This window comes from Pseudoxanthomonas winnipegensis (assembly GCF_004283755.1).
Lineage (GTDB): Bacteria > Pseudomonadota > Gammaproteobacteria > Xanthomonadales > Xanthomonadaceae > Pseudoxanthomonas_A > Pseudoxanthomonas_A winnipegensis.
This window is the reverse complement of record NZ_SHMH01000008.1, coordinates 201,124-215,365: the sequence shown is the minus strand read 5'-3', so window position 1 is coordinate 215,365 and position 14,242 is coordinate 201,124. Positions and strand designations below refer to the sequence as shown.

12 protein-coding genes are annotated in these 14,242 nt (G+C 69.0%); 5 read left to right on the top strand and 7 right to left on the bottom strand.

Annotation, left to right across the window (positions count from 1 at the left end; genetic code table 11):
* Positions 1-44: 44 nt before the first annotated feature.
* From EAT51_RS16305 to EAT51_RS16280, 7 genes are read right to left on the bottom strand one after another with little or no spacing between them, the layout of a single operon-like run.
* Positions 45-458 (bottom strand): type IV pilin protein, encoded by a 414-nt coding sequence (locus tag EAT51_RS16305; RefSeq protein ID WP_130554036.1) that lies wholly within the window; start codon positions 456-458, stop codon positions 45-47.
* An 18-nt stretch (positions 459-476) separates the two neighbouring features.
* Complete coding sequence (locus EAT51_RS16300) at positions 477-2,003, bottom strand: pilus assembly protein (RefSeq protein ID WP_165421966.1); 1,527 nt, start codon at positions 2,001-2,003, stop codon at positions 477-479.
* Complete coding sequence (locus EAT51_RS20340; RefSeq protein ID WP_165421967.1) at positions 2,000-5,188, bottom strand: pilus assembly protein; 3,189 nt, start codon at positions 5,186-5,188, stop codon at positions 2,000-2,002. Before EAT51_RS20340 ends, EAT51_RS16300 begins: the two co-directional genes overlap by 4 nt.
* Positions 5,185-5,664, bottom strand: coding sequence for a pilus assembly PilX family protein (locus EAT51_RS16295; protein ID WP_130519218.1), 480 nt, complete (start codon positions 5,662-5,664; stop codon positions 5,185-5,187). Before EAT51_RS16295 ends, EAT51_RS20340 begins: the two co-directional genes overlap by 4 nt.
* Positions 5,654-6,847: a PilW family protein gene (locus EAT51_RS16290; protein WP_130519220.1), complete on the bottom strand. Its 1,194-nt coding sequence runs from the start codon at positions 6,845-6,847 to the stop codon at positions 5,654-5,656. The genes EAT51_RS16295 and EAT51_RS16290 overlap by 11 nt, the downstream gene beginning before the upstream one ends.
* Positions 6,844-7,329, bottom strand: coding sequence for a type IV pilus modification protein PilV (gene pilV / locus EAT51_RS16285; protein WP_228257966.1), 486 nt, complete (start codon positions 7,327-7,329; stop codon positions 6,844-6,846). Before pilV ends, EAT51_RS16290 begins: the two co-directional genes overlap by 4 nt.
* A complete protein-coding gene (locus EAT51_RS16280; RefSeq protein ID WP_130519222.1) occupies positions 7,326-7,904 on the bottom strand; it encodes a GspH/FimT family protein in 579 nt (192 codons plus the stop codon). The genes pilV and EAT51_RS16280 overlap by 4 nt, the downstream gene beginning before the upstream one ends.
* 246 nt (positions 7,905-8,150) lie before the next feature.
* Here EAT51_RS16280 and EAT51_RS16275 point away from each other — a divergent pair, with 246 nt between their 5' ends.
* The 5 genes from EAT51_RS16275 (at position 8,151) to EAT51_RS16255 (ending at position 14,241) form a co-directional block, all read left to right on the top strand.
* The gene (locus EAT51_RS16275) at positions 8,151-8,771 is read left to right on the top strand and encodes a hypothetical protein (protein ID WP_130519224.1); all 621 of its coding nucleotides are present in this window, start codon (positions 8,151-8,153) and stop codon (positions 8,769-8,771) included.
* A gap of 16 nt (positions 8,772-8,787) precedes the next feature.
* Complete coding sequence (locus EAT51_RS16270) at positions 8,788-9,351, top strand: cob(I)yrinic acid a,c-diamide adenosyltransferase (RefSeq protein ID WP_130519226.1); 564 nt, start codon at positions 8,788-8,790, stop codon at positions 9,349-9,351.
* Entirely contained in the window at positions 9,348-10,256 is a 909-nt protein-coding gene (locus EAT51_RS16265; RefSeq protein WP_130519228.1) for a histone deacetylase family protein, read from the top strand. Before EAT51_RS16270 ends, EAT51_RS16265 begins: the two co-directional genes overlap by 4 nt.
* A gap of 113 nt (positions 10,257-10,369) precedes the next feature.
* Complete coding sequence (gene lptD, locus EAT51_RS16260) at positions 10,370-12,799, top strand: LPS assembly protein LptD (protein ID WP_130519230.1); 2,430 nt, start codon at positions 10,370-10,372, stop codon at positions 12,797-12,799.
* Positions 12,800-12,807: 8 nt separating this feature from the next.
* The gene (locus EAT51_RS16255; protein WP_130519232.1) at positions 12,808-14,241 is read left to right on the top strand and encodes a peptidylprolyl isomerase; all 1,434 of its coding nucleotides are present in this window, start codon (positions 12,808-12,810) and stop codon (positions 14,239-14,241) included.
* The last annotated feature ends 1 nt before the right edge of the window (position 14,242 follow it).

Below are 14,242 nucleotides of genomic sequence, written 5' to 3'. Positions count from 1 at the left end.
TCGCCATGATACGACCTGACCCATCCGGGCTTGTGGTGAACCGTTTACCAGCAGTTGGCGACGGTGTCGCCGGAGGCGGTCTTGACGTTGGCCTGGTTGATGCTCAGCGCGCCACAGCTGTCCGCCGCCTGGACCGGCGTGGGCGTGGCGGTGAGCGTGAAGGTATTGGCGCCCTGACCGGACAGCACCAAGGTATAGCGCGGGCTGGTGGCCTCGCGCGGCGAAGCGTTGTTCGGCAGGGCGAAGCCGAGATAGGTGTTGTTGGCGGTATGGAAGCGCTCGGCCAGGCCGGCATACTCGGCCAGATCCGCCTTGGCCTGCGCCCGGTAGCTGCGCAGCACGTAGCGCGTATAGGACGGATAGGCGATCGCCGCCAGGATGGCGACCACCGCCACCACGATCATCAGCTCCACCAGGGTGAAGCCGCGCACGCGGTCGTGCTTGCTGGACATCCTCATTGCGCCTCTCTTCCCGGATTATTTCAGCTGACGCCAGGACTGGCGCCCGCACGGCACGCTGCCGTACAGGCCGGTGACGCTGCCGTTGGCGATGCCGGCGACCGTGCACTGGCCGGTCTGCTGCGTGCCCGCGCTTTCCACGCCGCGCAGCCAACCCAGCGACAGCACCGGCGCGGTCGAGGTGGCCGTGGCCGAGGTGTTGGAGGACGCGCTGGCGCTGACCGCGCCGCAGCTGGCGGTGCAGATCGCGTTGCCGTTGGCGTCGGTCAGTCCCGACATCGCCCCGCCGCCGGTCAGCACGCCCAGCCCGTACAGCCAGTTCTCTCCGCCGCCCGAGCAGTTGTTGCCCACCGTGGGCGTATAGGTGGCGAAATACACCACACCGCTGAGCAGATAGGGCGTGCCGATAAAGCGCTCGCCCTGCGCATCCGAGCCGACCTCCAGGTCCACATACCAACCGCGGCTGTTGGCGTAGTTGACCGGGTTGCTCGATACCGCGCGCGCGGCGTAGTTGGACGAGGGCGAGCTGGTCGCGGTGACGCTCTGCCCGACCAGCGCCGAGCGGCCGCCGACCGGCGTGCTCAGGTTGTCCTGGATGCCGTACAGGCTCTGCACGCTGACGCTGGAGGCATCGCCGTTGACGAAGTAGCGGCCGGTGCCGAAGTACACCATGACCCCGCCGGCGCCGGAGGCGGCCTCCTTCAGCAGCAGATGGCCGGTGATCGGCTGCTCGTTGCCCTGCGCGTCGACGGCGCTGAACAGCGGTTTGCCGCCGAACCCCACCGACCAGGCGGTCGGATCGGTGGCACTGAGATCGAACTTCCACACGTTGCCGCGCAGGTCACCGGCATAGACGGTGTCGGCCAGGCCCTGGCCGTTGCCCAGCGCGGCCACCGCCACGTTGACGATGCCGTTCTTGCCCAGGTACGCGCCCGCGGTCGGGGCCAGCCTGCTGATCACCTGGCCGGTGCCGACATCCACCACGTACAGCACCGGGTTGCCGTTCACCGAATTGGCGCCGTTGCCAAAGATGGCCACGAAGCGCACGCCGCTGCTGGTCTTGACCGGCACCACCACGGCCGACCCGAGCACCTGGCCCAGATTGGCATCGTTCTGGCCGGACAGCTCCCACAGCACGCTGGCCGCGCTGACCGCCGTGGGATCGGTGACGTCCAGCGCAAACACCGAGCCCTGCGGCAGCGTGCCGGCGTTGGTCTCGCTGGCACCGCCCGCGCCGGTCGACCCGATCGCCACGGTGCGCCAGGCGCCGCCGTAGTAGGCATCGCCCACCGACACCGGGCCGTCCACGAAATAGCGATGCTGGAAGCCGCTGGTGGCGTTGGTGGTGCTAGTCACCGGGTCGGCCAGTTCGCCCAGATGCTGGCGTGCGCTGTAGGGCACGAAGCCGAACAGCTCATTGCCGCCGTTGCCGGTGCTGGCGTCGAAGCCGTGCAGCATGCCGTCGTTGGCCCCCACGTACACGGCCGGCGTGCGGCCGGCCTTCCTGGTCAGGAAGGCCTTGTAGCTGGTGGCCAGGCCGGTCACGTGGTCGAGCCCCAGGCCGCGCCATAGCCGTAGTCGTCGGTCGGCAGCGAGACCACCGGGCCGGAATTGACGATGTCGCCCAGCCGCGAGGAACGCGTGCGCAGCGTGCTGTTGCTCTGCCCCTTCAGATACGCCAGCAGGCTGTCGACCGTGGTGCTGCCCAGCCAGGCCTGGGTATCGCTGTCGCCGGTGTTCAGACCCAGGGCCGCCATCTGCGCGGTGCGCGAGCCGCCGGGGATGTTGGTCGAGACCAGCGCGCCGGTCTTGACCGCCATGCTGACGCTGCCATCGCCCCGGATCAGGGTCGGCGCGATCGCGGTGAAGAGGTTGCGGCTGGTGTCCGGGCTGGCGACGGCGTCGAGCTTGTTGGCCGCCGACCACAGCCGGGCCTTGGTCTGCAGCGAGGTGGCGATGACATCGCCGGTCCAGTCGTTGTCGCTGCCCGCCGCGAACGAGGCGTAGACCGAGAACGCGTTGCTGTCGATGCTGCTGCTGGACGAATTGCCGGACACCGCCACCGCGCTGCTGGCGGCCGAATCGAAGATCTGCTGCAGGCGCGTCTTGAGCTTGGTCGGATCGCGCGCGAGGAAGTAACCATCCGGCGTGCCGCTGGTAGCGCTGTCCCATTCGCCCGCGTCGGGCTTGCCGTTGCCGTTGCGGTCGGTGAAGTTGCCGTACTTGGCCGCGAACCACAGCGGGTTCTGTAGCACGCCGGTATTGCCGCTGCCGGTATTGAACAGATAGACCTTGGGCCGGCTCCACCGGCCGTACTGCGCGCTAGTGGCGGTCAGGTAGGAGCCATCGTTGCTGCCCGGGCGCAGCAGATCGCGGTAGGTGCCGTCGGCCCCGGAGCCGGTCACAGTGAAGCCGGAGAGCAGCGCGTTGCCCGCATAGGCCGACAGCAGCTCGACGCGCAGCATCATCTGGCCACCACCCACCGCCGGCTTGTCGCCGCTGCCGGTGCACAGGGTTGAATCCGAGCGCCAGCAGATGTCGTAGCCGGCATAGGTCGCATCGTTGACGCCGCCGGTGCTGGTGCAGGCGCTGCCCACGCAGAAGCTGAGCATGGTGACCACGTCGTTGTCGTGGTCGTTGCCCCACAGCGAGTCCTCCCACACGATCTTGTAGCTGCCGGCGACCAGATTGCCGCTGCCGTCGTACTGCAGGTCGCGGCCATAGACATAGCGCGGCGAGACCTGTGAGGCGGTCTTGCCGGCGCCGATGTTGCCTAGCGTGCAGGTGCGCCAGCCGCTGCTGGTCGCGGTAGCCGAGCCATTGTTGTTGGCCTGGCAAACCGGCGAGATGGTGATGAAGGAGCCACCGACCGGAATCCTGAAGGTGGGCAGGCTCTCGGCCATCTGCACCGCATAGGTGCGCACCACGTTCTTGTAGCTGGCGGTCTTGCCGTTGCTGCCCACCAGGTCCGGACGCAGGTCGGTGGTGGCCGCCTTGAAGGCCAGGCCGGCGATGCGGTAGCTGCCTTCGGTGGAAGGCGCATCCGGGCACAGGCCCAGCACCTTGCCCAGACTGGTCACCGTCTGCGACTGGCAGTAGTCGGCATAGGTGTCCGCGGGCGCGCCCACCGCCAGCGTATTGGTGATGCGACCGGCGAAATAGCTGCCGCCGGTGATGCCCTCGTCATCGCCCACGGTCTTGGTCGCCGAGTCCGCATCCAGGCTGAGGCTGCTGCTCCTGCCGGTGACGGTGGGGATCTCGTCGCTGTCGAACGAAGGCACGCCGGAGGACAGCACCAGGATGCTGCAGCTGGAACAGTAGGAATAGCCCAATCCGTTGCCGGAGGCCGCGCCGTAGGGATCCTTCCAGGTCAGCCCCACCGGAATGCTGCGCGCGCTGTCGGCGCTGCTGTTGGTGCCGAAGGCCGCGGTCTTGCTGCCGCCGGCGATGTACTTGAGCGCCTCGCCGTACATCTCCGCCAGCGGATTGCCCCAGGCGCTGCAGGCGTAGCCGGAACTGTTGCCCGGGTCGTTCAGATAGCCGTTGCCGGCGCCGGCGGGATAGCCGTTGCGGTTGAGGATGCCGTAGGTGCCGCAGTCGTTCCAGACCGAGCCGGTCCAGCCGACCGTGCTGGCGCCGTTCTTGTAGCTGATCGTGAAGTTGTCCACCGCCTTGACGATGCCCTCGTCGCCGGCGGCGGTGCTGATCAGGTAGCAGAAGCGCCCGTTCTGGGTGTTGACCTCATCGCCGGTGGCGCAGGCGCTGGTACCGTTGCCGGCGAAGCGCCCGATGTTCCGGCGCAGCACGCCGCCGGCGCGCGGCTGGTCGTAGGTACCGCTGATCAGGCCGAAGCGCAGCTTGCCGCTCTCCCCGTACTGCTGCAGCAGCCCGGCAGGCCGGTAGTAGGTGTAGGTGCCGTCGCTGTAGCTGCGGCAGAACGATTCGCGCAGGCTGGCATCGCTGTTGTCGCACACGTCCACGCGGACGCTGAAATCCTGCTTCACGCTGCTCGGGTCGTCGGTGGTCGAGCCCACCGTGCACTGGCTGTTCGAGGTGGCCGCCCATTCGGTGTAGCTGCCGGCGGCCGCGCGCATCAGCGGCGCCCCGCCGACCGACAGCGAGGCGTTACAGAAGGACATGGTGGAGGTGTACGGCGTGTACTGGCCGATGTCGCTGCCCGAATACACCTTCACCCAGGCATGCAGGTCGTTGGGCACATAGGAGCGCTCGAGGATGGTCTGGTAGGCGCCCTTGCCGCCGACCGTGTCGGTGCTGCGCTTGCCGCCGTACAGCACATAGCGCAGCAGGTCCAGCCGGCTCATCGTGGCCCAGTTGAGGAAGTTGCCCGACCAGGTCCCCGCGCACTGGTGCGCATTGGCCCCGCTGGCCGCGGCGGTCGCCTTGAACACCGAGCCGGTGTAGGCGTAGCAGAGATTGGGATCGAAGTAGCCGGAATAGCTGAAGGTGTCGGTATAGGTGGTGTCGATCCGCCCGTCGCCATCCAGGTCGGTGTAATCCGAGTAGGCGCGGTTGAACAGCTGCTCGTCGCGCGACATCACCATCATCATCAGCGGCGGCTCGCTGTCGCCCAGATACATCGGGCTCTGCGACATGGCGAAGTCGCTGGTGGACGCCAGCAGCGGCATGAACACCATCAGCAGCAGCGCGATCGCGGCCACGGCGCGCAACAGCCGCAGCGGAGCGCGGGCGGGCAGGTCCGGGGAGGTCATGGGATATAGATCGTCTGGACGACCGCGGTCGCGGCCGGGCTGGAGGGCGTGTCGACGGCCAGCGAGGTGATCTCGTAGGCGCTGCCGACCGAGCTTGCGTCGAGCGTGGCACCCAGGTTGCTCGAGGTGCCGGTGGTGGCGTCGCAGACCAGGCGACGCACGTACACCGCATTGGCGGCGCCCTGCGTGCGCGACCACGCCAGGGCATCGAAGGTGCAGGCCGTGCTGTCCTTGGTTACGGAGAGGGCCGAGGCCTTCAGCGCGGCCTCCTTCTGCCTGGCCTGCGCCTCGGCGTTCTGGAAGGCCAGATCGGACTGGCGGTAGTTGGAGGCCATCTTTTCCTGCATCGAGGCCACCGTCATGCCACTCAGCCCCAGCAGGGCCAGCAGCAACAGCATGACCAGGGCGACATACAGGATCGCGCCGGCCTGCCGGCCCGGCGTGCGCGGCGCACGGAGCTTGCGCTCAGTTTCCATAGAGGCGGTTCCGCAACGTGACGGTGGACTGGTAGACCGAGCGCGCGCGCGCATCGTCCGGCGTGATGAAGGTGACGCCCTGGGTGGTCAGGCGGTTGTCGGCCGTGGCCTGGGTGGCCGACGCAGGTTCCGGGCTGGCCATCACCAGCCCGATCTGCACACTGACCACCCGGCGCCAGGCCTTCTCCGGATCGCCCATCGAGGCATCGACCTGGGCCGAGGTCAGCAGTTGGGTCACCGCACCGCTGGGCGTGGTGCCGGAGGCCTGATCCTGACCGTAGAGCAGCTGCATGTTCTCCACGCCTTCGACCAGTTCCTCGGACTGGGTGGTCAGCGCGCCGCCCGGCGCGGCCGTGAAGCGGACCCGATACAGCGAGGGACGCTGGGTCTGGCTGTTGAGGCCGACGTAGTACACCTCGCTCTCGGCGCGATACAGCTCGGCCCCCTGCGGGAACTTGAAGTTGACGTTGGCCAGGCCGGCATTGAGCGCGGTCGCCCCCACCGACACGCTCGCCGCCGGAGACACGGCGGCGGCCTGGAAGACGATGGCGTTGTCGCAGGTGGTGATGCCGAACAGGCCTGGCGCCGCGATGCCGCCCTTGAACAGCGTCCAGTCCGCGGCGCTGGGCGAGATGGCGAACGTGGGGGTCGCGCCGTTGACCGCCGTGGCGATGGGCAGGCCCTGCCCTTCTAGATAGCGCAGCACCAGGATGTCGCTGCCGGCGACGCGGTTGGTCAAGGCGGCGGCGATCTGCGCGGGCAGCGCCGGGGTGAAGCTGCCGCCCACGGTGGGGGTGCTGCTCAGGGTCACCGTGGTCCCCGGCGTGGTCCCGTTCGCCCCATAGCCGCGCACGGCGAAGTTGAACTGCAGCGCGGCGTCGGCGCCGGCGCCGAAGGTGGTGCGCGTGGTCAGCAGCGAGGATCCGTCGCGGGTCAGGATGGTGTCGCTGCTGCAGCCCATGTGCCCGGCCATGCGCAGGTCCCGGCTCAGGTAGTCCATGGCGAAGCGCCCGCCCTCCTGCAGGCGCGCCTGCGCCTTGGCCAGGCGATAGGCGTTGCTGGAGGCCGAGAAGACCTGCACCACGCCCAGCAGCAGCAGCAAGCCGATCAGCAGGGCGATCATCAGCTCGATCAGCGACAGGCCCGCCTGCCTGGAACGCGATGTCCGGCGAAGGCGGCTCATAGCGTCGTGCTCGTGCTGAAGACCTGCTGGCCAGTCGAGGCGGCGTTGCCGCGATCGTCGGTCCAGCTGATCGACACCGTCAGCGTCGTCGCATCGCCGCTGGGCGTCTGGGTGACGGTGGCCGAGGCATCGGCCCCGAGCGCGCGACCCAGCTGGCATTGCCAGAGCGTCTTGAAGGTCGCCGCGGTCATCGCCCCGGTCGCCAGCGCGCAGGCGCTGGCGTCGGCGGTCCCGGTATACGTGGTGGCGTAGGCCGCGACGGACTTGCGATCCGCGCGCACCTGGTCCACCAAGGTGTCGGCCAGCTGCGTGGCCTTGGTGCGGTAGTTGGCGCTCTCGGTGTAGCGCACGTTGACCACCTGCAGCATCGCGAAGCCGAGCAGCCCGACCGCCAGCACCAGCAGGGCGATCAGGACCTCCAGCAGGGTGAAGCCGCCCTGGTTTCGAGCGCGGGCACTCACCGGAAAGGTCACAACCTTCACGAGCAGGCTCCCGAGACCACCTTCACCGAGCCGGTCGCGGCCACGGTGATGTCGCGGCGCAGTCCCGCCGCGCCGCTCGCGCAGTCCACCGGCTGCAGGCTCAGCACCTGATCCACGCCGGAGGCGCGGCGCCCGCGCGAATCGAAGTTCACCACCGCCCCGCCGGTCCCGCTCAGCTGCAGCCGGTCGTTGCCGGCCTCGTAGCGCACCACCGGCTCGCCCGCGCTCAGGACTCCGTCGCCATTGGTGTCGTCCCACACCAGCCAGCCGCCGGACCAGCTGGCCGCGCAGCTGCTGCCGTCGGTGCTGGGACACAGCCCGGACGCCTGGATCGTGCGGATGGCCTCGGAGCGGGCCAGGGCCAGCCCTGCCACCAGCGAATTGGCCTGGGTCGTCAGCTGGGTCTGCTGGATGACCGACTTGAAGCTGGGAAAGGCGATGGCCGCCAGGATGGCGAGCACCACCACCACGACCATCAGCTCGAGCAGGGTGAAGCCCGCGCTCCCACCGCGCCATCCTCCCGCGCGCCAGGCCCTGGCACCCCTTCCGAACCGTTCGCAAGCATCCACCGGCATGCCCCCCCTGCGCACGAGCCGGGCACCTCCACGGCTTGGCGAGCGCGGGCGCACGCTAATCCCGGCCAGGCCGCGGCCGATGTCCATCTTTTGCGCCATGTGTCGCCGGCACGCAGCGCGGGCAAGCAACGGCAGGAGCGCGCCCGCGACACCGATGAGCGGTCGGCGGCGCGCCGTGAACGGAGGGCGCCCCCACGCCTGGGGACGCTCACGGTAGAATCGCCGTTCATGCACCAGACTGCCACCATGACCCCGCTCCCCACCCGTACCGGCCCGCGCGCGGCCATCCTGGCCTTGCTGGCCGCCGTGATGATCGCCACCCGCCTGCACCTGCCGGCGCTGTCCACGCACATCGGCGCGCTGCCCGACGCCTCCTGGGCGGTGTTCTTCATGGCCGGGTTCTACCTGCGCGGCGGGTCGCGCTGGGCCTTCCCACTGTTCATGGCGCTGGCGGTGGGCGTGGACTACGCCGTCATCACCGGCCAGGGCCTGGAGTTCTGGAAGCACTACTGCGTCTCGCCGGCCTACTGGTGCCTGGTGCCGGCCTATCTGGCCCTGTGGCTCGGCGGCAGCCTGACCGCGCGCGCCGCCGTCCGCCTGCGCCAGGAGCGCACCCTCGGCGTGGCCGTGGTCGCGCTGGTGGCCTCGGTGGCGGTCTGCCACCTGATCAGCCAGGGCAGCTTCTACTGGCTCAGCGACAGCGTGCCGCAGCCGGCGACGCTGGCCGGCTGGTGGAAGAACTACTCCGACTGGTTCTGGCCCTTCCTGCGCAGCACCGCCATCTACGTCGGCCTGGGCGTGATCGTCCATGTGGGCGTGCAGCAGGTCGTGCGCCTGGCCCGACCGCAGGACCGCACCGCCGGCTGAAGCCGGCGCGCCGCGCATGGGACACCGCCTGTCGCGCATCTATACGCGGACCGGAGACGACGGCACCACCGGCCTGGGCGACGGCAGCCGCACCGGCAAGGATTCGGCCCGGGTGAGCGCCTACGGCACCGTGGACGAGGCCAACTCGGCCATCGGCGTGGTGCTGGCCGCGCCCGGCGTGGCCGACGACATCCAGGCCCTGCTGACCACGGTCCAGCACCAGCTGTTCGACCTAGGCGGCGAGCTGTGCATCCCGGGCCATGCGGCCATCACCGCGGCCGACGTGGACGCGCTGGAGCGCCAGCTGGACGGCTACAACGAGCACCTGCCGCCGCTGAAGGACTTCATCCTGCCGGCCGGCGGTGAGGCGGCCGCGCGCTGCCACCTGGCCCGCACCATCGTGCGCCGGGCCGAACGCGAGACCGTGGCGCTGTCGCGCCTGGAGCCGGTGCGGCCGGAGGCGATCGGCTATCTCAACCGGCTCTCGGACCTGCTGTTCGTGCTGGCCCGCGTGCTGGCCCGCGCCGATGGCGCCGGCGAAGTGCTGTGGGACCACCGGCGCCGGCTCGCCGCGCCGTGATCATCCTGACCCACCCGGCCTGCCTGGGCCACGACCCCGGCCCTGAGCATCCCGAACGCCAGGCCAGGCTGGAGGTCGTGCTCGAGGCGCTGCGCCGCGACCACGGCGACCTGGACTGGCGGGAGGCGCCCTCGGCCAAGCTCGGCGACCTGCGCCGGGTCCACACGCCCGAGCACATCCAGGCGGTGATGGAACACGATTTCAGCGGGCATGTGATGCTCGACCCGGACACGGTGATCAGCCCGGGCTCGCGCGCCGCGGCGCTGCGCGCGGCCGGGGCGGTGATCGCCGCGGTCGATGCGGTGATGGACGGGCGCGACCCGGTCGCCTTCTGCGCCGTGCGCCCGCCCGGCCACCACGCCACGGCGAGCACGGCGATGGGCTTCTGCCTGCTCAACAACATCGCCATCGGCGCGGCCTATGCCTGCGAGCACCACCGGCTGGAGCGCGTGGCGGTGGTGGATTTCGATGTGCACCACGGCAACGGCACCCAGGCCATCTTCCAGGACGACCCGCGGGTGGCCTACTTCAGCAGCCACGAGTCGGGGCTGTTCCCCTACAGCGGAGCTCCGTCCGAACGCGGCGTCGGCAACGTGCTCAACGCCCTGCTGCCGCCGGGCAGCGGCAGCTTCGCCTTCCGCAACCTGTGGGAGGACCGGATGCTGCCGGCGATCGAGGCCTTCCGCCCGCAGCTGGTGATGATCTCGGCCGGGTTCGACGCCCATATGCGCGATCCGCTGGCCGACCTGATGCTGGACACCGAGGATTTCGACTGGATCACCCGGCGCCTGCGCCAGATCGCGCAGACCCACGCCGGCGGCCGCATCGTCTCGGCGCTGGAGGGCGGCTACGACCTGGACGCCCTGCGCGAGTGCGCCAGCGCGCACGTGGCGGCGCTGCGCTGACGGCCGCCGGGCCTGCCCTGAACCCGAGCCGGCCGTTGTCGGCGCGTCTTCATTGCCCCGTCCATCCCGATACGGCAAGCTAACGGCCGTTTTTCGTCCGGATTCCCCAACGCGTGCGCCGAGCCTTTCGCCTGCTGCCCATTCCGTTCAGCATTGCCCTGGCCCTGCCGGCCATGGCCGCGGATGAAAAACCCGTCAGCTACGCGCTGTGCCCGGTCCAGGATGCGATCCCCGCCTTCGACGGGGCGCCTGCCGCCGTCGCGCCCAAGGACCAGGCCGCCCAGCGCCAGCAGAGCCAGCTGCTGCCCACCGATGTGACCGGCGACACGCTCAACGGCAACAACATCGACGGCACCGCCAACTACCAGGGCAATGTGCGCCTGATCCGTGGCGATCAGTTCCTCAATGCCGACAACCTCTTCCTCAACCAGGAAGAAGGCACCTACACCGCCGACGGCAACGTGCGCTACCAGGACTCGGGCATCCGCGTCATCGCCAAGCGCGCCAGCGGCAACCAGAACGACGATTCGCATCACATCGAGGACGTGCAGTACCAGCTGATCTCCCGCCGCGGCAACGGCGTGGCCGACACGATCAACATGGTCGGTCCGCAGGGCGAGCTGATGGGCTCGACCTATACCACCTGCGACCCGGAAGACCCGGCCTGGCAGCGCTGGTACCTGCGCTCGCGCGAGATCGACGTCAACACCGACGAAGGCTTCGCCACCGCGCACCACGCGGTGGTGCGCATCGGCAGCGTGCCGATCCTGTACGCGCCCTGGTTCAAGTTCCCGATCGACGACCGCCGCCAGACCGGCCTGCTGTTCCCGCGCGTGGGCCTGTCGGGCAAGAACGGCCTGAGCTACGAGCAGCCGATCTACCTCAACCTGGCGCCCAACTACGACTCCACGCTGTATCCGCGCTACATGAGCGACCGCGGCGTGGTGTTCGGCGGCGAGTTCCGCTACCTCTACCACGGCGGCGAAGGCAAGCTGGAAGGCGCCTGGATGCCCAGCGACGACCTGGTCCGCCGCCGCGCCCGCGACTACGCCAACGCCCTGCCCGGCAGCGGCGACGAGAACATCTACAACGATCCGCTGCAGGACAAGAACCGCGGCTTCTTCCGTTTCCGCGGCCATCACGACCTCAGCAGCACCTGGCAGGCCCGCGCCGACTTCTCCTGGATCAGCGACTCGCGCTATCTGGAAGACAATGGCGGCATCTCCAACGGCACCAACGGCGGCTACGGCTATGCCACCTCGGCCCTGACCAGCACCGTGGGCATCTACGGGCGCTCCCAGTACTGGAACGCCGGCGCCGAGACGATCACCTACACCTCGGCCGACTACACCGTCGACAAGGCCACCCTGCCCTACAACAGCCTGCCGCGGCTGTTCTTCAACTACGACCGGCCGGTGCTGGACTGGCTGACCGTGGGCTTCAAGAGCGACCTGAGCCGCTTCGACCACAGCGAGAAGGATGGCGGCAGCCGCCTGGACCTCAAGCCCTACGTGTCGCTGCCGCTGCGCGGCGCGGCCTGGTTCATCGAGCCCGGTCTGGCCTATCGCTACACCGCCTATCACCTGGAGCAGGGCCTGGCCGACCAGCTCGGCGGCGACCGCTCGCCGACCCGCTCCACGCCCATCGCCACGGTGGACGCCGGGCTGTTCTTCGACCGCGACACGCAGTGGGGCGACACGCCCTACCTGCAGACGCTGGAGCCGCGGCTGTACTACCTCAACGTGCCCTACCGCAACCAGAACAATCTGCCGCTGTTCGACACCGGCGACATGACCTATAGCTGGGGCCAGCTGTTCCGCGACAACCGCTTCTCCGGCGCCGACCGCCAGACCGATGCCAACCAGCTGACCCTGGCGCTGACCAGCCGCAGCATCCGCCAGACCGACGGTCTGGAGAAGTTCAACATCAGCCTGGGCCAGATCCTCTATTTCGAGGATTCCAATGTCCTGCTGAACCCGAACTCGCAGCCGATCGAGAAGGGCAAGTCGGCCTGGATCGTCGACTCCAACTACATGCCCACCGACCGTTGGACGCTGGGCGCGTCCTACCAGTACGACGCCAAGAACAGCCGCGCCGACCTGATCAGCTTCCGTTCGCGTTATCTGATCGGCAACGACGGCGTGGTCAACCTGTCCTACCGCTACCGCCGCGACCTGCTCAAGCAGGCCGACCTGTCCTTCCTCTACCCGATCAACCCGGTGTGGAGCGTGGTCGGGCGCTACTACTACTCCTTCCAGGACAACAAGGTGCTGGAAGCCATCGGCGGCGTGCAGTGGGACAGCTGCTGCCTGGCCGTGCGCCTGCTCGGCCGCCATTACGTGCGCAATCGCCAAGGCGATTCGGACAACCAGATCCAGATGGAGTTCGTGCTCAAGGGCCTGTCCTCGCTGGGCCAGAACACGGACAAGACCTTGCGCCGTGGTATTCTCGGCTATTACCGCGACGACCTGTATCTGGTGCCTCCCAGCGTCGCCGCCCCGGATCTCGACGACAACGACGACACCGGTTCCGATCCGTTCTGAAGACATCCATGACCATTCGATCCCTTTTCGTTGCCGGCCTGCTGGCCGCTACCGTCATCGCGCCGCTGCGCGCGCAGGAATCCCAGCCGCTGGACGGCATCGCCGCCGTGGTCAACGAGGACGTGGTGCTGAAGAGCGAGCTGGACCGCGCCGTGGCCAACGTCCAGGCCCAGTACGCCAGCAACCCCGCCCAGCTGCCGCCGCCTGAAGTGCTGCGCCGGCAGGTGCTCGAGCGCCTGGTGCTGGTCAAGCTGCAGGTCGCCCGCGCCCAGGAAAACGGCATCAGCGTCAGCGACGAGGAAGTCAACAGCGCCGTGGCCAGCGTGGCCCAGCAGAACAACACCACCGTCGACGGCCTGCGCCAGCGCCTGGCCGCCGAAGGCCTGTCCTTCGACGAGTTCCGCAGCTCGCTGCGCGACGAGATCACCGTCCAGCGTCTGCGCCAGAGCTACGGCCAGAGCCGCATCCGGGTCAGCGAGGCCGAGGTCGACGCCGCGCTCAAGGCCCAGGCCAACGGCGGCGTGCAGTACCACCTGGCGCACATCCTGATCGGACTGCCCGAGGGCGCCACCGCCGAGCAGATCGCCACCGGCCAGAAGAAGGCCGAGGGCGTCAAGAGCCTGCTGGACCGCAACGAGATGGACTTCTCGGCCGCGGCCGTGCGCTATTCGGACAGCCCCAACGCGCTGGAAGGCGGCGATCTGGGCTGGCGCAGCCTGGACGAGATCCCGGTGGCCTTCGTCGACACGCTCAAGAGCATGCAGGCCGGCCAGGTGGTCGGCCCGATCCGCGGTCCGTCCGGCTTCCAGCTGCTCAAGCTGGTCGAGACCCGCGACGCCTCGCAGGCGCCCAGCCAGATGACCACCGAGTACCACGCCCGCCACATCCTGGTGCGCGTCACGCCGGTGCAGGACGCCGCGGCGGCCAAGGCCAAGATCGACACCCTGCGCGCCCGCATCGCCGGCGGCGCGGACTTCGCCGAGCTGGCCAAGGCCGACTCCGAGGACGCCAACACCAAAAACGATGGCGGCGACCTGGGCTGGTTCACCGCCGACCAGTTTGGCCCGGACTTCGGCCAGCGCCTGACCGCGCTGAAGGACGGCGAGGTCAGCGAGCCCTTCCGTACCGAGGCCGGCTGGCACATCGTTCAGCGCGAGGGCACCCGCCAGACCGACGTGACCGATCAGAACCGCCGTGCCCAGGTGCGGGACACGATCGGCCGGCGCAAGCTGGAAGAGGAATACAACCGCTACCTGCTGGAGCTGCGCGGCGAAGCCTACGTCAGCTTCCGCACCGGCGACCCGGCGATCGACAACGCCACGCCGGATACCGCGATGAGCGCCCCGGGCGCGGCCGAGGAAGCGGCCCGTGCCGGCAAGAAGCAGCGCGGCGGCGACAACAACGACATGCCCGGCTCGGCCTCGTCCAGCCAGATGCCGTAAG